This window comes from Shimia fortis, assembly GCF_040225985.1.
In the GTDB taxonomy this organism is placed as follows: domain Bacteria; phylum Pseudomonadota; class Alphaproteobacteria; order Rhodobacterales; family Rhodobacteraceae; genus Shimia.
Map to the genome: position 1 here is coordinate 22,035 of NZ_JBBPEU010000006.1, position 21,549 is coordinate 43,583.

The 21,549-nt window shown below is 63.0% G+C and carries 22 protein-coding genes; 20 read left to right on the forward strand and 2 right to left on the reverse strand.

Annotation, left to right across the window (positions count from 1 at the left end; all coding sequences use genetic code 11):
- Positions 1-15 precede the first annotated feature (15 nt).
- Complete coding sequence (locus WNE31_RS10655; RefSeq protein WP_349979750.1) at positions 16-2,211, forward strand: primosomal protein N'; 2,196 nt, start codon at positions 16-18, stop codon at positions 2,209-2,211.
- A 122-nt stretch (positions 2,212-2,333) separates the two neighbouring features.
- On the opposite strand, the gene WNE31_RS10660 is transcribed toward WNE31_RS10655, so the two are convergent.
- Positions 2,334-3,398, reverse strand: coding sequence for a YeeE/YedE family protein (locus WNE31_RS10660; RefSeq protein WP_349979751.1), 1,065 nt, complete (start codon positions 3,396-3,398; stop codon positions 2,334-2,336).
- 125 nt (positions 3,399-3,523) lie between these two features.
- Here WNE31_RS10660 and WNE31_RS10665 point away from each other — a divergent pair, with 125 nt between their 5' ends.
- The 4 genes from WNE31_RS10665 to WNE31_RS10680 all read left to right on the forward strand — a co-directional run bounded on the left by WNE31_RS10665 (position 3,524) and on the right by WNE31_RS10680 (position 7,613).
- A complete protein-coding gene (locus WNE31_RS10665; protein WP_349979752.1) occupies positions 3,524-4,756 on the forward strand; it encodes an MFS transporter in 1,233 nt (410 codons plus the stop codon).
- A gap of 3 nt (positions 4,757-4,759) precedes the next feature.
- Positions 4,760-6,091: an MATE family efflux transporter gene (locus WNE31_RS10670; RefSeq protein ID WP_349979753.1), complete on the forward strand. Its 1,332-nt coding sequence runs from the start codon at positions 4,760-4,762 to the stop codon at positions 6,089-6,091.
- 52 nt (positions 6,092-6,143) lie between these two features.
- Positions 6,144-7,013, forward strand: a complete 870-nt coding sequence (locus WNE31_RS10675; protein WP_349979755.1) for a 50S ribosomal protein L11 methyltransferase — start codon at positions 6,144-6,146, stop codon at positions 7,011-7,013.
- A 246-nt stretch (positions 7,014-7,259) separates the two neighbouring features.
- Positions 7,260-7,613 carry a hypothetical protein gene (locus WNE31_RS10680; protein WP_349979756.1) on the forward strand — a complete coding sequence of 118 codons (354 nt, stop codon included), beginning with the start codon at positions 7,260-7,262 and terminating at the stop codon, positions 7,611-7,613.
- Between the two features lie 166 nt (positions 7,614-7,779).
- Here WNE31_RS10680 and WNE31_RS10685 read toward each other — a convergent pair whose 3' ends face one another.
- Positions 7,780-7,980, reverse strand: a complete 201-nt coding sequence (locus WNE31_RS10685; RefSeq protein ID WP_349979757.1) for a DUF1127 domain-containing protein — start codon at positions 7,978-7,980, stop codon at positions 7,780-7,782.
- Between the two features lie 332 nt (positions 7,981-8,312).
- Here WNE31_RS10685 and ruvC point away from each other — a divergent pair, with 332 nt between their 5' ends.
- From ruvC to WNE31_RS10760, 15 genes are all read left to right on the forward strand, one after another.
- Positions 8,313-8,819 (forward strand): crossover junction endodeoxyribonuclease RuvC, encoded by a 507-nt coding sequence (gene ruvC, locus WNE31_RS10690; RefSeq protein WP_349979758.1) that lies wholly within the window; start codon positions 8,313-8,315, stop codon positions 8,817-8,819.
- A complete protein-coding gene (ruvA, locus tag WNE31_RS10695; protein ID WP_349979759.1) occupies positions 8,816-9,496 on the forward strand; it encodes a Holliday junction branch migration protein RuvA in 681 nt (226 codons plus the stop codon). The genes ruvC and ruvA overlap by 4 nt, the downstream gene beginning before the upstream one ends.
- A 9-nt stretch (positions 9,497-9,505) precedes the next feature.
- The gene (ruvB, locus tag WNE31_RS10700) at positions 9,506-10,531 is read left to right on the forward strand and encodes a Holliday junction branch migration DNA helicase RuvB (RefSeq protein ID WP_349979760.1); all 1,026 of its coding nucleotides are present in this window, start codon (positions 9,506-9,508) and stop codon (positions 10,529-10,531) included.
- A gap of 148 nt (positions 10,532-10,679) precedes the next feature.
- Positions 10,680-11,318 carry a hypothetical protein gene (locus tag WNE31_RS10705; RefSeq protein WP_349979761.1) on the forward strand — a complete coding sequence of 213 codons (639 nt, stop codon included), beginning with the start codon at positions 10,680-10,682 and terminating at the stop codon, positions 11,316-11,318.
- Entirely contained in the window at positions 11,318-11,866 is a 549-nt protein-coding gene (gene thpR / locus WNE31_RS10710) for an RNA 2',3'-cyclic phosphodiesterase (RefSeq protein WP_349979762.1), read from the forward strand. The genes WNE31_RS10705 and thpR overlap by 1 nt, the downstream gene beginning before the upstream one ends.
- Before the next feature lie 68 nt (positions 11,867-11,934).
- The gene (gene ybgC / locus WNE31_RS10715) at positions 11,935-12,321 is read left to right on the forward strand and encodes a tol-pal system-associated acyl-CoA thioesterase (protein ID WP_349979763.1); all 387 of its coding nucleotides are present in this window, start codon (positions 11,935-11,937) and stop codon (positions 12,319-12,321) included.
- Positions 12,322-12,432: 111 nt separating this feature from the next.
- Complete coding sequence (gene tolQ / locus WNE31_RS10720) at positions 12,433-13,107, forward strand: protein TolQ (protein ID WP_349979764.1); 675 nt, start codon at positions 12,433-12,435, stop codon at positions 13,105-13,107.
- A gap of 3 nt (positions 13,108-13,110) precedes the next feature.
- Positions 13,111-13,590 (forward strand): protein TolR, encoded by a 480-nt coding sequence (gene tolR / locus WNE31_RS10725; protein WP_349979765.1) that lies wholly within the window; start codon positions 13,111-13,113, stop codon positions 13,588-13,590.
- 7 nt (positions 13,591-13,597) lie between these two features.
- Entirely contained in the window at positions 13,598-14,674 is a 1,077-nt protein-coding gene (locus WNE31_RS10730) for an energy transducer TonB (RefSeq protein WP_349979766.1), read from the forward strand.
- Positions 14,671-15,984, forward strand: a complete 1,314-nt coding sequence (tolB, locus tag WNE31_RS10735; protein WP_349979767.1) for a Tol-Pal system beta propeller repeat protein TolB — start codon at positions 14,671-14,673, stop codon at positions 15,982-15,984. The genes WNE31_RS10730 and tolB overlap by 4 nt, the downstream gene beginning before the upstream one ends.
- A gap of 76 nt (positions 15,985-16,060) precedes the next feature.
- Positions 16,061-16,576, forward strand: a complete 516-nt coding sequence (pal, locus tag WNE31_RS10740; RefSeq protein ID WP_349979768.1) for a peptidoglycan-associated lipoprotein Pal — start codon at positions 16,061-16,063, stop codon at positions 16,574-16,576.
- Positions 16,577-16,589: 13 nt separating this feature from the next.
- Positions 16,590-17,417, forward strand: coding sequence for a tol-pal system protein YbgF (gene ybgF / locus WNE31_RS10745; RefSeq protein ID WP_349979769.1), 828 nt, complete (start codon positions 16,590-16,592; stop codon positions 17,415-17,417).
- A complete protein-coding gene (gene tilS, locus WNE31_RS10750) occupies positions 17,414-18,691 on the forward strand; it encodes a tRNA lysidine(34) synthetase TilS (protein WP_349979770.1) in 1,278 nt (425 codons plus the stop codon). The genes ybgF and tilS overlap by 4 nt, the downstream gene beginning before the upstream one ends.
- 66 nt (positions 18,692-18,757) lie before the next feature.
- Positions 18,758-20,677, forward strand: a complete 1,920-nt coding sequence (ftsH, locus tag WNE31_RS10755; RefSeq protein ID WP_349979771.1) for an ATP-dependent zinc metalloprotease FtsH — start codon at positions 18,758-18,760, stop codon at positions 20,675-20,677.
- A gap of 88 nt (positions 20,678-20,765) precedes the next feature.
- Complete coding sequence (locus WNE31_RS10760) at positions 20,766-21,539, forward strand: methyltransferase domain-containing protein (protein WP_349979772.1); 774 nt, start codon at positions 20,766-20,768, stop codon at positions 21,537-21,539.
- Positions 21,540-21,549 lie beyond the last annotated feature (10 nt).

Here is a 21,549-nt window from a genome sequence, read left to right on the forward strand (position 1 = left end):
GGAGCAGAGACAGACGTGGACGAACAGGACTTCTTTGATCAGGGTGCATTGGTCGCGGTGCAGACAACGCAGCCGCTGGACCGGATGCTTGACTACAAGGCGCCCGAGGGAGGTTGTTTCCGCGGTGCTTTTGTCGAGGTGCCGCTGGGCCCGCGCAAGGTGCTTGGCGTGGTCTGGGGCGCGGGGCGCGGCGATTTCGACTATGCCAAGGTGCGCCCGGTCAACCGCGCGCTGGACGTGGTCCCGATGCGCGACGAGATGCGCGCGTTCCTCGAGCGCGCGGCCGAATATACCCTGACGCCCCTGCACGCCATGCTACGCCTCGCGACCCGCGCGCCGGGCCTGTCTGACCCGCCCTCGATGCGCAAGATCTATCGTCTTGGAAAAGGAGAGCCGGATCGGCAGACCGACGCCCGCCGCCGCGTGCTTGAAACCCTTCACGAGTATGGCGGTCTGGCCTTTACCCTCAAGGAACTGAGCGAGATGGCCGGGGTCACGGGCTCGGTGGTGAAGGGGCTTGTGAAACAGGGCGTGGTTCGCGAAGAGGATACGCCGCGCGACGTGCCTTTCCTGCGGCTGGACCCTGATCGGGGCGGCAAGGACCTGACCGGAGATCAGGCCGCCACGGCCGACACCCTACGCGCCGGCATCCGGTCGGGCAACTATGGCACCACCTTGCTACGCGGCGTGACCGGATCGGGCAAGACCGAGGTCTATCTCGAGGCCGTGGCCGAATGTCTGCGCATGGGACGACAGGCCCTTGTACTGTTGCCCGAGATTGCCCTCACGGCCGAATTCCTGACCCGGGTCGAGGCCCGTTTCGGCGCCAAACCGGCAGAGTGGCATTCCGGCGTGACTATGACAGAACGCCGCCGTATCTGGAAAATGGTCGGACAGGGTTGCGCGCAGGTGGTGATCGGGGCGCGGTCGGCCCTGTTCCTGCCCTTCCAGAACCTTGGCCTGATCGTGGTCGATGAAGAACATGACACGTCATACAAACAGGACGATGGCGTGCTCTATAACGCGCGCGACATGGCCGTGCTGAGGGCCAGCATCTGTGGCGCGCGGGTAGTGCTGGCCTCGGCGACCCCTTCGCTGGAAAGCTGGGTCAATGCGGAGGCAGGGAAATACGAAAAACTGGAGCTGACCTCGCGGTTCGGTCCCGCCGTCCTGCCCGAGATGAAAGCCATCGACATGCGGGCCGAAGACCTGCCCGGCAGCCGCTGGATTTCGCCCTCGCTGAAACAAGCCGTCAACCGACGGCTTGAACAGGGCGAGCAGTCATTGTTGTTCATCAACCGGCGCGGCTATGCGCCGGTCACGATCTGCCGCGCCTGCGGTCACCAGATCGGCTGTGACCAATGCGATGCCCGTATGGTGGAGCACCGGTTCCTGAAACGGCTGGTTTGTCATCAGTGCGGCGAAACCAAACCCATGCCCGAGGCCTGCCCTTCCTGCCATGTCGAGGGCAAGCTGGCCCCGGTCGGCCCCGGGGTCGAGCGTTTGGCCGAAGAGGCGCAGTCCCTCTGGCCCGAGGCGCGGCTGGCGGTGCTGTCCTCGGACCTGTTCGGCTCGGCCCGCGCCCTGAAGGAAGGGATCAACACCATCGCCGAAGGCGGCGCGGATATCATTATCGGCACGCAGCTTGTGGCCAAGGGCCACAACTTTCCGCTGCTGACGCTGGTCGGCGTGATCGATGCGGACCTGGGGCTGCAAGGGTCCGACCTGCGCGCGGCCGAGCGCACCTTTCAACTGATGCGGCAGGTGGCCGGACGCGCCGGGCGGTCCGAGAAAAAAGGCGAGGCGCTGTTGCAGACCTTCCAGCCCGAGCATCCGGTGATCCGTGCTATCCTTTCTGGGGACGAGGTGGGCTTCTGGCGCGCCGAGGCCGAAGAACGCCGCCATGCCGGGGTGCCGCCGTTTGGCAGGATGGCCGGCATTATCCTGTCGGCGCCGGATGTACAGCAGGTGTTTGATTTGGGCAATGCGCTGGCAAGGAATGATGGCCCGATGCGCGCCATCGGCGCACAGGTGTTTGGCCCCGCGCCCGCCCCGATTGCGCGGGTGCGCGGGCGCCACAGGGTGCGGTTGCTGGTCAAGGCGGACAAAGGCGCGCCGATCCAGGCAGCGCTGGCGCAATGGGTCGGGCAGTTTCGCCTCAAGAACGACATCCGCCTGTCCGTCGATATCGACCCGCAGAGTTTCTACTAGCGGTGTCTCGGGGGCTTTGCCCCCAAACCCCCAAGGTATTTGACCCAAGAAAAAGCCGGAATGATCTTTTTCTTGGGAAAATACCTCGGAGCGCGAGGCAGAGCCTCGCCGCCGGCACCGCGTTACGCGGTGGCGGCTCGTGCGCCGCGCTGGTCGACAAGGATATCGGTCGCCATGGCACCGATCCACATGCAGAACAGGGCGCACCATGCCGTGCCCGCAAAGATCGAGCCGCCGGTCACGCCCGCGCCGATGGCGCAACCGCCCGCCAGCATCGCGCCAAAGCCCATCAGGACAGCACCGGTCATGGCACGGCGCATGTTGCTTTCGCCTTCGAAACCCTGGAACTTGAACTCGCCCGACAGGATTGCGGCCACGAAAGACCCGATCACCACGCCGGGCACCAGGCCGATATCGAACTCCAGCACCGCGTTGCGGTCGAGGAAGAACATCAGTGTATGGGCCGAGGGCCCCGAGAAGGTGGCGCTTTCAATCTGGACCGGCTCAAAGGCGACTTGTGCCAGCCCGTAGGTCAGCACCCAGCCTACTGCGACGGCAAAGCCCACGCCCGAGGCAAAGATCAGGCGCGACGCGCCGATCCGGTTCTTGCGCGCGATCACCAGCGCCAGCACCGCCATCACCGCGCCAAAAGCCAGCCCGGTGAACTCGGGCAGACCGAAGGCGGCAATCAGGTCGACATTGCGCCCGCCATCCGTGACCCAGAGCATCGCAATCTTGTCGCGCCAGCCTGACAGCACACCTGACAGGCTCATCTGGGCGACCACCGCAAAGATCAGCCCCGACACCACCGAGCGCAGGTTGCCGTTCGCGGCCAGCACCAGAAGGCGGCCGGAACAGCCACGCGCCAGCACCATGCCGACCCCGAACAAAAGCCCTCCGATGATCGCGCCCGACCACGAGCCCGGCACGGCCATCATGCGCGCGTCAGCCGAATGCATCAGCCCCATCGCCTGCGCCCCCTGCACCCAGACAATCGCGGTCGAGATGGTCAGCAGCCAGACCGCCACTTTGTCGCCCAGCTCGCCGCGCGCAAATTCCACGGTTGCGGCCCGCAGGCAGAATTTCGACCGTTGTGCGGCGACCCCGAAGATGATCCCCGTTATCAATCCCAGAACCGCCGCGGTGGGCGCTTCGCCTATGCGTTCGACGAGGGCGAGAATATCCATGGTGATCCCTTCAATAATATGAATGGGTGGATATATGCCCGCGATGTCGCGTTTGACCTTGATTCAGATCAGGGAAGGTCGCGAATCTGCTCGCCTTCGGGGGGTAAAAGGCGTAGATGGAACGCATGTTAAGTAAAATTTCTCTGGATGACGCGCAGCACCTGCCGCTGTGGCGCCGGCCCGTGTCGTTGCTTTTCGTGACGGCCTTTGCGATGCCGATTGCCTTTTACGCTTGGTATGCGTTGTTGAATAACTTCGTGATCGAGGCGGCAGATTTCGACGGGCGCGACATCGGCCTGTTGCATGCGGTGCGCGAAATTCCAGGCTTTCTGGCCATCGGGGTGATCGCGATCATCATCTTCGTGCGCGAACAGGTGCTGGGTATGGTGTCGCTGGTCCTGCTGGGGGTGGCGACGGCCTTTACGGCATGGTACCCGTCGCTGGGCGGGCTATTGATGCTGACCTTCCTCAGTTCGGTCGGATTCCACTATTACGAGACGGTTAATCAGTCACTGCAGCTTCAATGGCTGTCGAAAGAGCGCGCACCACAGGTGCTGGGTTGGCTTCTGGCGGTGGGCTCAGGCAGCACGCTGATCGTCTTTGTCCTGATCGTGCTGATGTGGGACACGCTGAACCTGACTTACAATACCGTGTTCATGGCGGCGGGGTTCACCACGGCAGCGATCGCGCTGTTCTGCCTGTTTGCCTATCCCCAGTTCGAGGCGCGCACGCCGCAGGTCAAGAAGATGATCCTGCGCAAACGCTATTGGCTGTATTACGCTTTGCAGTTCATGTCAGGCGCGCGGCGGCAGATCTTTATGATCTTTGCAGGCTTCATGATGGTCGAGAAATTCGGCTTTGAAGTGCACGAGCTGACGGGGCTTTACCTGATTAACCTGATTGTCAACATGGTGGTGGCCCCGCTTCTGGGCAAGGCGGTCGCGCGGTTCGGGGAACGCGCCACGCTGATCTTTGAATATGCCGGTCTGGTGATCGTGTTCCTGGCCTATGGCGGAGTCTACTGGTTTGGCTGGGGTGTTCTTGTGGCGGCGGTGCTCTATGTCATTGACCACATCCTGTTTGGTCTGGCGCTTGCTTTGAAAACCTATTTCCAGAAAATCGCCGATCCCGAAGATATCGCCCCCACGGCGGCGGTGGCCTTTACGATCAACCATATCGCGGCGGTGGCCCTGCCGGTCCCCTTGGGGTTGCTCTGGGTCGTGTCGCCCGGTGCCGTGTTCGTCTTGGCCGCGGGGATGGCGCTGGTGTCGCTGAGCCTGTCCCTGCTGGTGCCGCGTCACCCTGAAAAAGGCAACGAGACGCGGCTGAACCGCTATTTCCACGTGCCGGCGGAATAAGGCATGGCGGCACGGGGGCGGTTTCTGGACGGATCGACCATGGGGCATGTGGTGCGCATGACCCTGACCGGGGCCACGGGCATCACCTTTGTCTTTCTTGTGGATCTTGCCAACCTGTTCTGGCTGTCGCAGGTGGGCGACCCCAAGATCGTTGCGGCCATCGGCTATGCTTTCGCGGTCCAGTTCTTTTCGGTCAGTACCGGTATCGGACTGATGATTGCCGCGACCGTGCTGGTTTCGAAGCGTATCGGCATGGGACAGCGCGAACGCGCGCGGCGCGAGGCGACCAGTTCGATGATCATCACCGTCGCCTTTCAGGCGGTGGTGGCAGCCCTGATCGTGGCCTTTCGTTACCCGCTTTTGGAACTTGTCGGGGCCGAGGGCGAAACCGCGTCTCTGGCCGCGCGCTATCTGGCGTGGACGGTGCCGTCGCTGACGGTGATGGCTGTGGGCCTTGTCGGATCGGCGGTGTTGCGGGCCGAGGGCGATGGCAAACGCGCCATGTTCGTGACCCTGACCTCGGGCACGATTTCCATGGCGGTTGACCCGTTCCTGATCCTCTATCTGGGCTGGGGCCTCGATGGGGCGGCGCTGGCCCTGATCATCTCGCGCTTTGTGCTGGCGGGCATGGCGCTGCGGTTTGCCATCGGGACGCATAACCTGTTGGCCGTTCCGCGCCTGCGCACCTTCAAGCGTGTTTTGCGCCCCTATTTCGCGATTGCCCTGCCGGCGATCCTGACCCAGATATCGACCCCGTTCGGGAACTACCTGTTGACCGGTGTGATCGCCACCTTCGGAGATGACGCCGTGGCTGCTTGGGCGGTGGTCAACCGGCTGACCGTGGTGGCCTTTGGCGGTATTTTCTCGCTCTCTGGGGCGATTGGCGGGATTTACGGCCAGAACTATGGCGCCCGGCAATATGACCGCCTCATGACCACCTTCCGAGACTCGCTGATCTTCTGCGCGGGCTACACCATAATCGTCTGGGTACTGTTGTCGTTGACCGCCAATCATGTGATCGCGATCTTCGCCCTGAGCGGGGATGGCGCCGAGGTTTACCGCGCCTTTGCTTATGTGGGGTCAGCGGCCTTCGTTCTGGTCGGGGCGCTGTTCGTGTCGAACGCGACCTTCAACAGCCTTGGCAAACCCGTGCGGTCCACCATTGCCAACTGGACACGCGACGGGGTGCTGATGCTGCCTGCGGCGTGGGTTGGCGCGGCTTGGCTGGCGGCACCCGGCGTGGTCTATGCGCAAGCCGTGGCCGGTGGCGTGGTCGGTGTGCTGACGGCACTTTGGAGCTGGCATTTCCTGCGTGGTTTCCAAAGCGAGCCTTGACCTGCGGGCCGCATGGCCCTAGGCCGCTTGCAACCTGAGAGGAACATGCACGATGCCCACTTTTACCGCCCTGACGACCCTGACCGGAAAAGAAAACGCCGAAAAACTTGGCGAGGCGATGGAGCGTCTGAGCCCTGAACCCACCGGCGTGGGCGTGTTCGAGATCGAGGACGGGTCGGGCCTGTGGGAAATCGGCGGCTATTTCATCGAAACGCCGGACGAGGCGGGGCTGGCTGTGCTGGCCGCGGCCTTTGGCGCGAAACCTTTCGTGGTGTCGGAGCTGCCGGAAACCGATTGGGTGGCCAAGGTCAAACGCGAATTGGCCCCGGTCGAGGCAGGGCGCTTTTTTGTTTATGGCAGCCATGACGCCGACAAGGTGCCAGCCGACAGCGAACCCCTTCTGATCGAGGCGGCGATGGCCTTTGGCACCGGGCATCACGGCACGACGCTGGGCTGTCTCAAGGCGCTGGACCGTCTGGCCAACGAAGGGATCGTCGGGCAGAACGTGGCCGATATCGGTTGTGGCACGGCGGTGCTGGCGATGGGCGCGGCGCGGATCTGGCCGAACCCTGTTCTGGCCAGCGACATTGACGAGGTCGCGGTCGAGGTGGCCGAGGCCAACGTCGCCGCCAACGACCTGACCGGCCGCGTGATCTGTGTCGAGGCGGCGGGTTTCGACCACCCCGACCTCAAGGCCAAGGCGCCCTATGATCTGGTGTTCGCGAATATCCTCAAGGCCCCGCTGGTGGATCTGGCCCCCGACATGGGTGCCAATATCGTCGCGTCCGGTCATGCGATCCTGTCCGGCATCCTGAATGAACAGGCGGACGAGGTGGTCACCGCCTATGACGCCGCCGGTTTCGACGTGCACACGCGCGAGGAAATCGGGGAATGGACGACCCTCACCCTGACCCGACGCTAGGGAATCACGCCGCGCGCCCCGCCCGATTCGAGAGGCAGAGTCGCAAGCGCGACAGATACGTTTTTCCAGTTCAGAAACAATGACGGCGCCCCTCCGGGCGCTGTTTCCGTTTCAGCAGGGCAAATCTGACAAACCTGCCTCATTTGTCTTGAATTTGCCCCATTTTCAGCATCTTGCCACAGTTTTGCCACAATCTAAGTGGAATTTGGCCTTGTTTGGTGGGGGCCAAACGAATTGAGTGCTGCCATGACTGACTCGTATGACGAATTTCAGGCCCGTGTTGCCCGCATCTACAAGAATGAGGGCAAGAAGCGCGGCTTTCTCAGAAAGCGGTATTCCCAGACACTGACGCGCGACGGGGATTTTGTGATCCGTGGCGCGGCCCGCCGCCGCAGTTTTCCCTGGACCGGGCTGTTGCTGGTCGCCGTTGCCTTCTTTGGTACCAAGGGCGCCGTGATGGCCAAGCTTGGCCCCGATTTCTATTCCCAACAGGTGTCCCGACTGACGCCTGCCAGCCTCCTTGAAGAGGCCGGCGCCTGGACCATGCGTCCCGACCCGATCTCGCGCTGGGTGGCGCTGCAAATCAAATCACTTGGCTGATCCCTCCAAGTCAGCACGGAAACGGCTCCGGTCTCTCTCCCGGAGCCGTTTTCATTTTCCGGCACAAGACATGCACGCGCACGAAAAAAAACCGCAGCCCGGTCAGGCTGCGGTTTCTTGATCCATAAAAGATCTGAAAACGGGTGAAACGGGTTCTAAGACCCGATCAGCGGATGTTTTCGATGTCGTGGCGCGAGAGGCCGATATCGTCCAGTTCGCGGTCGCTCAGACCGGCGAGGGCGGCACGGGTCACACGCGAGTCATTCCATGCAATTACGGTTGCCACAACGTTTGCGAAGCCCTGACCAATACGGCCAGCAAAGCCAGCAGTTTCAAACTGCGCGCGGGTGGTGTCAAAAGCGGCCATATCAATCTTCCTTCTGTTTTGGTTGATGGTCGTCGTTTTCGATGAGCGGCATTTAGGAGCGGCTTGCATACAAAACAAGCAGAAAAAAACGCATAGGTGATATGCCGTTTCTGCATGGGTCAGAACAGGCGTTTTATCCATAAAAACTTAGCCCAAACCGCCCTCAAGACGTGTCGTGAAAAGGGGTGTGAAGTGTCGCTTTTTGACCGGGAGATGCAATTGCGACATGGCGCTGTCGCATTCATGCCATGCGCGCAAAGCCCTTGGTGTTTGTTCTGGTTTTGTGCTAGTGGTTCAAAAAAGCAACAGAATGACAACGGGCAGGCGGATTTATGCGGGTTTTGGGAATCGATCCCGGTTTGCGGAACATGGGATGGGGCATCATTGATGCCGAGGGCAGCCGACTCAGCCACGTGGCCAACGGGATTTGTCACTCGGTCGGCTCGGAGTTGGCAGCGCGGCTCTTGTCCCTGCACGAACAGCTGACCGATGTGGTCGCGCGGTTTCAGCCGGATCATGCCGCGATCGAGAATACCTTTGTCAACAAGGACGGGGTTGGCACGCTGAAACTCGGGCAGGCGCGGGGCGTGGCGCTTCTGGTGCCCGCACAGTTCGGGCTGGTGATCGGGGAATACGCGCCCAACAAGGTCAAGAAAACCGTTGTGGGCGTGGGTCACGCCGAAAAGCACCAGGTCGAACATATGGTCAAGCTGCAATTGCCCGGCGTGGCGATCAACGGAGCGGATGCTGCCGACGCTCTGGCCATCGCGATCTGCCACGCGCATTATGCCCGCGCGGGCGCCGGGATCGAGGGCGCGCTCAAGAGGGCACGGGCATGATCGGAAAACTGACAGGACGGATTGAATACCGCACGCTGGATCACGTGCTGATCGACGTGCGCGGCGTGGGTTATATCGTGCATGTCTCGGAGCGGACGCTGGCCGCGCTGCCTTCGAATGGCGAGGTGGTCGCGCTTTATACCGATATGCTGGTCCGCGAAGACCTGATGCAGCTTTACGGTTTTACGTCGCTGCTGGAAAAGGAATGGCATCGCCTTCTGATGTCGGTGCAGGGCATCGGGGCCAAGGCGTCATTGGCCATTCTCGGGGCGCTGGGGGCCGAAGGCGTCGGGCGCGCCATCTCGCTGGGCGACATCAACGCGATCAAGGCCGCAAAGGGCGTGGGGCCCAAGACCGCGCAACGGGTGGTGCTGGATCTCAAGGACAAGGCGCCGGCGGTGATGGCGCTGGGCGGGACGCTCACAGAGGCGACGGGCGAGGCCCCGCCCGAGGTGATCGAAACCGAGGTCGCAGCGCCTTCGGCCAAGCGCGCCGCCAAAAGCCGTGCGTCTGCATCTGCTTCGGCGCAGGCCGAAGCCCTGTCCGCTCTGGGCAACCTCGGCTACGCACCGGGAGAGGCTGCTGCTGCCGTGGCCGAAGCTGCCACCGAACTGCCCGAGGCCGATACCGCGACACTGATCCGCGCGGCCCTGAAACTTCTGGCGCCAAAAGGATAGGGCTAAGTGATGAGCGACCCTGATCCAACCTTGCGCCCCGAGGCCCAGCCCGAAGATGTCGACCGCGCCTTGCGCCCGCAGGCGCTTGAGGAATTTGTTGGGCAGGCCGAGGCCCGCGCCAACCTGCGGGTGTTCATTGAATCCGCGCGGCGGCGGGGCGAGGCGATGGACCACACCCTGTTTCACGGCCCGCCGGGGTTGGGCAAGACGACGCTTGCCCAGATCATGGCGCGCGAGCTGGGCGTGAATTTCCGGATGACATCGGGGCCGGTATTGGCCAAGGCGGGCGATCTGGCCGCGATCCTGACCAATCTCGAAGCGCGCGATGTGCTGTTCATCGACGAAATCCACCGCCTGAACCCTGCCGTGGAAGAGGTGCTCTATCCCGCGATGGAGGATTTCGAACTGGACCTCGTGATCGGCGAAGGCCCGGCGGCGCGCACGGTGCGGATCGAATTGCAGCCCTTCACTCTGGTTGGTGCGACCACACGGTTGGGTCTGCTGACCACGCCTCTGCGCGACCGGTTCGGTATTCCGACGCGGTTGCAGTTTTATACCGAGGACGAGTTGAACATCATCGTGACCCGCAACGCCCGTAAGCTGGGCGTGCCCGCCGATGACGCGGGTGCGCGTGAGATTGCGCGACGGTCGCGGGGCACACCGCGCATCGCCGGGCGGCTGTTGCGCCGCGTGGTGGATTTCGCGCTGGTCGAGGGCGACGGGCATATCACCCACGCCCTTGCCGACGGGGCGCTGACGCGGCTGGGGGTGGATCATCTCGGGCTGGACGGGGCGGACCGGCGCTATCTGCGGTTCATCGCCGAGAACTATGCCGGCGGTCCGGTCGGGATCGACACGATCAGCGCCGCCCTAAGCGAAAGCCGCGACGCTTTGGAAGAGGTGATTGAACCGTTCCTGCTGCAGCAGGGGTTGATCCAGCGTACGCCGCGCGGGCGGATGCTGGCCCAGAAGGCATGGACCCATCTGGGGATGCAGGCTCCGCGCCGTCCCGATCAGGCGGGGCTGTTCGAATAGGGGCGCTGCCCCTCTTGACCCCTGCGGGGCCAATTCACCCCGGAGTATTTTTCGAAAGGTGAAGCAGGGGGCGGCGAGAGGCCCGGTCGGGGGTGGACCTTGGCGCCGCTTTGGACAACAAGAGGCGTAAAGAACCGGAGCCTGAGTCATGACCCCACAAGACGTTGAAACCCTGTTCACCCGCCATGATGGCAGCTATGGCTTTGCCCGCTGGGGCCGTCCAATCGCCCCGATCGTCTTTGGTGTGCAGGACGAAACCCTGTCGGTCGTGAAGGGCGCGATCGAGGCCGTGGCGACGCTGGCCGGGGCGCAGATGGCTGAAACGGATCCGGAACTTGGCGCGAACCTGATGGTGTTCTTTTTCCGCGAGTGGGAAGAATTGCTCGAGGTGCCGGACCTTGGGCGGCTTATTCCTGATCTCGAGCCGCTGGTGGCGCGCCTGTCGGCAGCGGATGCCACGCAATACCGCGCTTTCCGGTTTGACGACGACAACGCTATTCAGGCGGCGTTCGTGTTCCTGCGCATGAACGAAGCCATGTCGCAGATCCCGGCCGAGAGTCTTGCGCTGGCGCAGGCGGTGCAGGTGATCCTGATGTGGGGCGACCGCGCTTTTGCCGAAAAGTCCCCGCTTGCGGTTCTGCCCGAGAGTGGCGCAACTGTCCTGCGCCCCGAGATCGCGGCGGTGATCGCGGCGGGGTATGACCGCATGATGCCACCCAGCGCGGATGACCCGAGCCATGCACTGCGCCTGTTTGCGCGGTTGCGTCTGGACGATCCAAAGGGCTGATGCGGGCCTTTGTGGCGATCGACCTGCCTGCGGACATCCGCGCAGCACTGGCGGCAGTGCAGGCCGATCTGCGGGTGGGGCGGCTTGTGCCGGAAGAGAACCTTCACCTGACACTGGCCTTTCTGGAGGACCAGCCCGAGGCGGTCTTGCGGGCGTTGCACGGTCGGTTGTACACTTTGCAGCCCGATCCTGTCATCTTGAGGTTGCAGGGCCTTGAGTTGTTCGGGGGTAAAGCGCCTCGCGTTCTGTATCTGCGTGCTGACGGCGGCGAAGCCTTGCGCGCGTTGCGCCGGAAGGTGCGGCAGGCCGCAGGTGAGGTGGGGATCGATTTGCCCCGCGAGAGGTTCCGCCCCCATGTCACGCTGGCCCGGTTCCGCCGCGATATGCGCCCCGAGCAGATCGCGCAATTGGGCCGGTTTCTGGAACGGCAGGGGGACGCAGCGCTGCCGCCCTTTGGCATCCAGAGCTTCAGCTTGTTTGCCTCGCGCCTTTTGCCCGAGGGGGCCGTGCACGAGGCACTGGCCGCATATCCGGTGCCGACCGCCTGAATCCAAGGCTTGCACCTGACGTCCCTTCGCGCCAATCTGCGCCTCGACTGTTTCCCGAAAGGTGCCCTATGACCCACAAACTGAGCGTTCGCGTCTATTACGAAGACACCGATATGGCGGGGATTGTCTATTACGCAAATTACCTGCGCTATATCGAACGCGGCCGCAGCGAATGGGTGCGCGACAACGGCATGGACCAGAACGCCATGAAGGCCGAGGGCGTGGTATTCGCCGTGCGCCGGATCGAGGCGGATTACCTGATGCCGGCCAAGCTGGATGACGAGTTGGTGGTCGAGACCGACGTGACCAGCGTCACCGCGGCGCGCATGGTGATGGAGCAGCATGTCAAACGTGGCGAGGAATTGCTGTTTCATGCCATCGTCACAGTGGTCTGTATTGGAGAAAACGGTCAACCGACCCGTTTGCCGGCGAAAGTTCGCCAGATGGTGCATTAAAGACGGCGAAATCCCACGGATGACGCCTATTTGATGGCTTTCCCCGTAGAACTCCTGTAGCTTTGGCGCATAACAAGGCCGCACAAGCAGGCCAAAAAGCAGAGCAGGCACATGGAAGCAGCAGTCGATTTCTCGATGTGGGCGCTTTTCGCGCGCGCCACCCTTACCGTAAAACTCGTGATGTTGATGCTGGTGGCAGCGTCCTTCTGGGCATGGTCCGTGATCATCCAGAAGATCATCACCTATCGCGCCGCCCGGGCCGAGGCCGCCCGGTTTGACCGCGCCTTCTGGTCGGGCGAGCCGCTGGACCAGCTGTTTGACGAGATCGGCAGCACACCTGACGGGCGGTCGGAGCGGATTTTTGCGGCAGGCATGATGGAATGGCGACGCTCGCACCGGCAGGATGGCGGGTTGATTGCCAATGCCACCAGCCGGATCGACCGGTCGATGGATGTGGCCATCGCCAAAGAGGCCGAGGCCCTGCAAAAGGGGCTGCCGGTGCTGGCGACGGTGGGCTCGACCGCGCCCTTTGTCGGGTTGTTCGGCACGGTCTGGGGCATCATGAACGCCTTTATCGAGATTGCCGAACAACAGAACACAAACCTTGCCGTGGTGGCCCCCGGCATCGCCGAGGCCCTTCTGGCGACGGGGCTTGGCCTCTTGGCGGCCATCCCGGCGGTGGTGTTTTATAACAAGCTGAGCGCCGACAGCGACCGGATCATTGCCGGGTACGAGGCCTTTGCCGATGAATTCGCCACGATCCTCAGTCGCCAGTTGGACAGCTGAGCGATGGGTGCCGGTGTCATGAAAAAGCAGGGGGGCGGGTCGCGCAGACGCCGCCGCACCACGCATAGCCAACCCATGTCCGAGATCAACGTCACGCCCTTCGTGGACGTGATGCTGGTGTTGTTGATCATCTTCATGGTGGCCGCGCCGTTGTTGACGGTGGGCGTGCCGGTCGAACTGCCGAAAACGGCGGCCAACCCGTTGCCCGGCGAACAGCAGGAAGAACCCCTGACCGTGACGATCGCAGCGGACGGGCGGGTGATGATCCAGTCCACCGAAACCCCTGCCGATCAATTGGTCGCGAAATTGCGCGCCGTTGCGGCCGAGCGGGACTCGCAACGTGTGTACCTGCGCGCCGACGGGGCGCTGCCCTATGAAACCGTGGTCCAGATCATGGGCGCGCTGAATGCGGGCGGGTTCACGGATATCGGGCTGGTGACGGATATCGGCGGGCCGGAACTGGGCGCCGATCAGGACGGCTGAGGCTCAGGTGCATATCGGGCATTATATCTCAGGAGCAGCCCATCTCGGGCTGATCAGCTGGGCGCTGTTTGGCGGCGCCTTTCAGTCGGACCCGCCGCCTATGGAGGTGACGGGGGTGTCCATGGTGAGCGTTGAAGAATTCAATGCCATCCTGAATACCGAGCGCGCACCTTTCCCCGAAACCGATGTGGACACGCCGGTGGCCCCCGACGTCAGCGAAGATGGCCCCGCAATGGCGTCCGAGGCGGACACGCCCGTTCCCACCGAGCGCCCGCAGGAAACCGCGACCACGGACCCTGATGCGACACCGGACCTGAGCGATCTGGCCGCGCCACAGCCTGCCGAAGTGACAGATGATGCGCCCACGCTGACCCCGCCCGCTGAGGAAATGGCGGTGCTGATCCCGCGCGACGTGGTGCGCCCCACCGCGCGCCCGGCCCCCCGTGTCGCCCCCGAACCGGTGGCCGAACCGGCGCCGGACACGGTCATCGACGATGTGGTGCGTGAAGCAACTACCCCTGATGACAGCGCAGGCCAAGCTGTGGAAGAGCCGCAAGAGGCTACCGCACCCGAAGCGGCCACAACCGAGATCGTGACCGAGGCCAAGGAGCAGCCCGCGCTGGCGCCCAAGGCGTCGATGCGTCCGGTGCTGCGCCCGCCGTCACGCCCGACCCCGACATCTTCTGGCGCAAATGTCGCCGCCGGGGCCGATGCTGCCGTCGCCGCCGCGCTGGCCGAGGCGGAAACCGCCGCTGCGCCTTCGGGTCCGCCCATGACGCAGGGCGAAAAAGACAGTATGCGGATCGCGGTTCAGAATTGCTGGGTTGTTGATGTGGGCGGGCAGTCCTCGAACGTGACGGTGACAGTTGGTTTCTCGCTGACCCGCGAGGGCAAGGTAGACGGGCCGGTGCGCCTGTTGTCGTCCGAGGGCGGCGACGAGGCGTCGGTCAACACCGCTTTCCAGTCGGCGCGCCGTGCCATCCTGCGTTGCCAGAGAGGCGGCTATAAATTGCCGATCGAAAAATATGACCATTGGCGCGATATTGAAATAACGTTTAACCCGGAGAAAATGAGGCTGAAATGATGCGACTTCTTGCAACGCTCCTTGCCGGTTTGATGCTGTTGGCCCAGATGGCCGTGGCGCAGAACGGCCCGCTCCGGCTCGAGATTACGGACGGGGTGATTGAACCGTTGCCCTATGCGGTGCCCGATTTCGTCGCCGAGAACGGCAGCGCCGGTCAATACGCCTCGGACATCTCTCGGCTGATTGCGGCTGATCTCTCGGGTACAGGGCTTTTCCGTGAAATCCCCGCCAAGGCGCATATCAGCCAGGTCACGAATTTTGCCTCGCCGGTGCAATATGCAGACTGGAAGGCGATCAACGCGCAGGCGCTGATCACCGGCGCGGTCAGCGTGTCGGGCAATAACCTCGAGGTCAAATTCCGCGTCTATGACGTGTTCGCCGGGCAGGAACTGGGCAGCGGGCTGCGCTTCAAGGGCACCACGGATGGCTGGCGCCGGATGGCCCACAAGGTTGCCGACGAGGTCTATAGCCGGATCACCGGCGAAGGCGGCTATTTCGACAGCCGCGTGGTGTTCGTTTCGGAAATGGGCCCCAAGAACGACCGCAAAAAGCGCCTTGCCATCATGGATTACGACGGCGCGAACGTTCATTTCCTGACCGACAGCAGCGCCATCGTGCTGGCCCCGCGTTTTTCGCCCAAGGGTGATCAGGTGCTTTACACCAGCTATGAAACCGGGTTCCCGCAGGTCTTTGTGCTGGATGTCGGCAGCGTCCAGCGCCGCGCCCTGCAGAACCAGCAAGGCACGATGAGCTTTGCCCCGCGCTTTTCGCCCGATGGCCGCAACGTGGTGATGTCGATCACACAGAACGGCAATACCGATATCTACACCATGCCCATCAGCGGCGGCACCCCCCGGCGTCTGACCAATTCACCCGCCATCGAAACCGCCCCGAGCTTCAGTCCCGACGGGTCGCAGATCGTGTTCGAAAGCGACCGCTCGGGCACCCAGCAGCTTTACGTGATGCCCGCCAACGGCGGCGAGGCCAAGCGTATCAGCTTTGGGCAGGGTCGCTATGGCACGCCGGTCTGGTCGCCGCGCGGCGACCTGATCGCGTTCACCAAACAGAACAAGGGTCGGTTTCATATCGGCGTGATGCGTACCGATGGCAGCGAGGAACGCCTGCTGACCGCCTCGTTCCTTGATGAAGGCCCGACATGGGCCCCGAACGGGCGTGTCATCATGTTCACCCGGGAAACGCAGGGGGCCAGCGGGGGCGCCTCGCTGTATTCGGTGGATGTCTCGGGGCGCAACCTCAAGAAAGTGATGAGTGGCGCGTCCGACCCGGCGTGGTCGCCCCTGCAAAAATAAGCGTTGCGTTCCCTTGAAGGGAAGGCTGTGGTAAACCCATCTGAAACGACAGAACCTATACCAAGAGGCAATTGGAATGAGCGGTTGGACAAAAGCAGTTTTGCTGGTGGCGGGCATGACCCTTGCCGCCTGTAGCAACAATGACGGCCTTTTCGGCAATGACAGTGCAAGCGGAGCCGGTTCCGGCGCAGGCGCAATTGAACCGGGCAGCGTGAACGACCCAACCTCGGTTGCTTATTTCCAGCAAAACGTCGGGGATCGGGTGCTGTTCCTTGTCGATCAGTCCACCCTGACCGAAGAGGCCCGCATGACCCTGCTGGCGCAGGCGAACTGGATGCTGGAAAACACCGATTATGTCGCCGTGATCCAAGGGCACGCCGACGAACAGGGCACCCGTGAATACAACCTTGCGCTGGGTGCCCGCCGCGCCAGCGCGGTCAAGGAATTCCTCGTGTCGCGCGGCATCGCCTCGAACCGATTGAACACGGTCAGCTATGGCAAGGAACGCCCGCTGGAAATCTGCTCGGCTGAGTCCTGCTATGCCCAGAACCGCCGCGCGGTGACGGTGCTGACCGCCGGTCTGGGCAGCTGATAGGATGATGCCGATGCGTCTGACGCTTTCGATCCTGACCCTGTCCATGGCCTTGACGTTGCCCGTAGCATCGTGGGCGCAAACCAAGGAGGAAACGCTGGCCGATGTGCGTCAGCAGCTGTCCGTGCTTTACGTGGAGATGCAGCGCCTCAAACGCGAACTTTCGACCACCGGTTCGCCCACGGGGGTCGAAACCAGCGGCACCACACTGCAACGGCTGGATGCGATCGAGGCCGAGTTGCAGCGCCTCACCGGGCGCACCGAGCAGCTTGAGAACCGGGTACATCGCGTGGTCGAGGACGGCACCAACCGGATAGGCGATCTGGAGTTCCGCCTTGTGGAACTGGAAGGCGGCGATGTCAGCCAGTTGGGCGAAACCACCACGCTGGGCGGTGATGTGGCAGAACCCGATACCAGCGTGCCCAGCCTCGCCCCTGAAGAAACCGCCACCGAACTCGCGGTGGGCGAAGGCCCCGATTTCGAACGTGCCGCCAAGGCGCTGGCTGAGGGTGATTTTCGCAGTGCCGCCGACCAGTTCGATGCGTTCCTGACCACCTATCCCGGCAGCCCGCTGGAACCCGAGGCGCATCTGCGCCGGGGCGAGGCGCTGGACGGGCTGGGTGAAACCACCCGCGCCGCGCGCGCCTATCTCGACAGCTACTCCGGCGCCCCGCAAAGCCGCGTTGCGGACGAGGCGCTGTTCCGTCTTGGTAAATCTCTGGGCGGGCTGGGCCAGACCAACGAGGCCTGCGTCACGCTGAGCGAGGTCGCCGTGCGCCATCCCGGATCGCCCTGGGTTGCTGAGGCAGAGGGCGAAATGCAAAAGCTCTCCTGCAATTGAGTCAGCCTCTTTCCGACCCCACCACCGCCCTTTCGGAGTTTCTGACCCCGCTGGACGTGCAGGTCGTGGGGGTCGCAGTGTCGGGCGGCAGCGATTCCCTGGCCCTCTTGCACCTTGTCCACGAGTGGGCGACCTCTTGTTCCGTGCAGGTGGTGGCCGCGACGGTCGATCATGGATTGCGCCCCGAGGCCGCGGAAGAGGCTGCAAAGGTGGCCGCGATCTGTGCCGGGCTTTCCATTGACCACAGCACCCTGCATTGGCGCGATCATCCGGGTGGGGGCAACCTGCAGGACGCCGCTCGCGCTGCGCGCTATCGCCTGCTGGCCGATTGGGCGGGCGAGCAGGGGGTGGATGTGATGTTGCTTGGGCATACGCAGGATGATCTGGCGGAAACCTTTGTCATGCGTCTGGGGCGGCGTGCGGGGGTCGATGGCCTTGCCGCGATGGCTCCGCTCTTCAAGCGCAACGGCCAGACCTTTGCCCGCCCGCTTCTGCCGGTGTCCCGCGCTGCCTTGCGCGCGCTGCTGACCACGCGGGGCGTGGCATGGGTTGAAGACCCGTCCAACGATGATCTGTCCTATGACCGTGTCCGCATCCGCAAGGCGCTCGGGGTGTTGGCCGGGGCAGGGATCACGCCCGCGGATCTGGCCGAGGTCAGTCACAACATGTCACGTGTCCGCGATGCGCTGGATGCTCAGGTGCGGGCGCTGGCCGATGCAACGGTCACGCTGGATCGGGGCGATGTTCTGATATCGTTGCCCCCCCTGCAAACGGCCCCGGCCGAGATTACCCGACGTCTTTTCGTCACGGCGCTGCAATGGGTGTCGGGCGCGCCTTACAGCGCGCGGCGCGCACCGGTGCACGCCATGCTTCAAGGGCTTTTCCAAGGGCAGGGCGGCACCTTGCAGGGCTGTCTGGTCACGGTCGCGAAGGGACAATGCCGCGTGACGCGGGAATTCGCGGCGGTGCGTGACCTTCGGGTCAAGGGGCCTGTTTGGGACAATCGTTGGCGGCTCAATGGCCCGTGGCAGGATGGCGATGCGCTGCGCGCTTTGGGCGAGGACGGGATCGCGGCCCTGCCGGGCTGGCGCGAGTCGGGCCAGCCGCGCGCCAGCCTGCTGGCCAGCCCCTCGGTTTGGCGGGGGGACACACTGGTCGCTGCCCCTCTGGCGCACTATAATGCCTCGTGGGATGCCGAGTTGTTGCCGGAACGCGCTGTTTTCCTGCCCGAGCGGGCCCCAATGGGCATTATCGCATTGAACATGCCGAACTGATGTCTATTTATCAGGAACATCCGTCGTGTTAGGGACGGCGGAGCACGACGATTGGGAGATTTTGCCTTGGGCAACGCACGCAATATCGCATTCTGGGTGGTTCTGTTTCTGCTGATCCTCGCCCTGTTCAACCTCTTCAGCGGTGGAAACAATACGCTTCAAAGCCGGGAAATCGGGTATTCCGATTTTGTAGCGGCTGTTGATGGCGGCAATGTCGCAAGCGTGACCCTTGATGGTGAACGCGTGATGTACCGCACCAATGACGGGGGTGAATTCGTTGCGATCAAGCCCGAGGATGCGCAGGTGACCGACCTGCTGATCGAGGCCAACATCCCGGTCAAGGCGGAAAGCCAGCAACAATCTGGCTTCCAGTCGTTCATCCTGTCGCTTCTGCCCTTCCTGCTGTTGATCGGTGTCTGGATCTACTTCATGAACCGGATGCAGGGCGGTGGCAAAGGCGGTGCCATGGGCTTTGGCAAATCCAAGGCCAAGATGCTGACCGAGAAGCATGGCCGCGTGACCTTTGACGACGTGGCGGGCATCGACGAAGCCAAGGAAGAGCTGGAAGAGATCGTGGAATTCCTGCGCAACCCGCAGAAATTCTCGCGCCTTGGCGGCAAGATCCCAAAGGGTGCGCTGCTGGTGGGCCCTCCGGGCACCGGCAAAACCCTGCTGGCGCGTGCGATTGCAGGCGAGGCGGGCGTGCCCTTCTTCACTATTTCGGGTTCGGACTTCGTGGAAATGTTCGTCGGTGTCGGTGCATCCCGCGTTCGTGACATGTTCGAACAGGCCAAGAAAAACGCGCCCTGTATCGTTTTCATTGACGAAATCGACGCCGTGGGCCGCCATCGTGGCGCCGGTTATGGCGGCGGGAACGACGAACGCGAACAGACGCTCAACCAGCTTCTGGTCGAGATGGACGGCTTTGAGGCAAATGAAGGCGTGATCATTCTGGCCGCGACCAACCGGAAAGACGTTCTGGACCCGGCACTGTTGCGTCCGGGCCGGTTTGACCGCAACGTGACCGTCGGCAACCCCGACATCAAGGGCCGCGAGAAAATTCTGGGCGTCCATGCCCGCAAGACCCCGCTCGGCCCCGATGTCGACCTGCGCATCATCGCACGCGGCACGCCCGGTTTCTCTGGTGCGGACCTCGCCAACCTCGTGAACGAGGCAGCGCTGATGGCCGCCCGTGTGGGCCGCCGCTTTGTCACCATGGAAGATTTCGAGAACGCGAAAGACAAGGTGATGATGGGCGCCGAGCGCCGCAGCATGGTCTTGACGCAGGATCAGAAAGAGAAGACAGCCTATCACGAGGCAGGCCACGCCGTTGTCGGTCTTGAGCTGCCGCTGTGTGACCCGGTCTACAAGGCAACGATCATTCCGCGCGGTGGTGCGCTGGGTATGGTGGTTTCGCTGCCCGAGATGGATCGTCTGAACTATCACCGGGATGAGTGTGAGCAAAAACTGGCCATGACGATGGCCGGAAAAGCCGCCGAGGTGATCAAATATGGCGAAGACCACGTGTCGAACGGTCCCGCCGGAGACATCATGCAGGCCAGCCAGCTGGCGCGCGCCATGGTGATGCGCTGGGGCATGTCGGACAAGGTTGGCAATATCGACTATGCCGAGGCGCATGAAGGCTATCAGGGCAATACCGGTGGCTTCTCGGTGTCGGCGCATACCAAGGAGCTGATCGAGGAAGAGGTGAAACGCCTGATCGAACAGGGCTATCAACGCGCCCTGCAGATCCTGACCGATAAAAACGACGCGTGGGAACGTTTGGCGCAGGGCCTTCTGGAATATGAAACCCTGACCGGCGACGAGATCAAACGCGTGATGAACGGCGAACCGCCGCATTCGGGAGACGATCAATCGGACGACACCGATGCGGGCAACGCGCCCAGCATCACGGCGATCCCGAAAACCAAGCCGCGCAAGAAGCCCGAAGGGGATGGCGGCATGGAGCCCGAACCCACCGCTTAACGTAAACAAGGCCGGACCCAGTGTCCGGCCTTTCTCTTTCCGGTGGGGGATGGGTCTGTCTCGTCCCCTTATGATCAAGAGCAAGAAGATGAACGACTGGAACCCGCAAAGCTATGGACGTTTTGCAGATGTGCGTCTGCAACCGGCGCTGGATCTGTTGGGGGCGGTGCAGGGTCTGCCCGACGGGGGCGTTGTGGACCTTGGCTGTGGCAGTGGGGCAGTGGCCCCCGCCTTGCGGCACCGCTGGCCCGCGCGACCGATGGTCGGGGTGGATGACTCGGCGGCGATGCTGGCGCGGGCACAGGCGGCAGGAACATATGACAGAATAGAGCAGGCCGATATCGCGCATTGGCAGGCAGAGGTGCCGCCCGCGTTGATTTACTCGAATGCCGCGCTGCAATGGGTGCCGGAGCACCTCCGGTTGATCCCCGCGCTGGTTGGCCAACTGGCGCCGGAGGGCACGCTGGCGGTGCAGATGCCCATGCAACACGCCGCGCCCTCGCATCTTGCTTGGGCCGAGGCCGAAAGGGCGGTTTATGGCACGGCCCGCACGCAGACCGCCCTGCACGTGCTGCTGCCCGAGGGGTATTTCGATTTGTTGTCGCCACTGGGTACTCTGCGCCTCTGGCAGACAGAATATCTGCAACACCTGCCTGCCGCCGACGGGGCGCATCCTGTACGGCTGTTCACCGAAAGTACCTTTGGCAAACCCTTTCTGGATGCTGCCAAACCGGACGAAAAGGCGCAGTTGATCGCCGCCTATGAACGGGCTATGGCCAAGGCATATCCGGTGAGGGCGGATGGCACTGTTCTGTTCCCGTTCCGCCGGTTGTTTTTCACCTTGCGCCTTGACCAAGGCTGACACAGGAGAT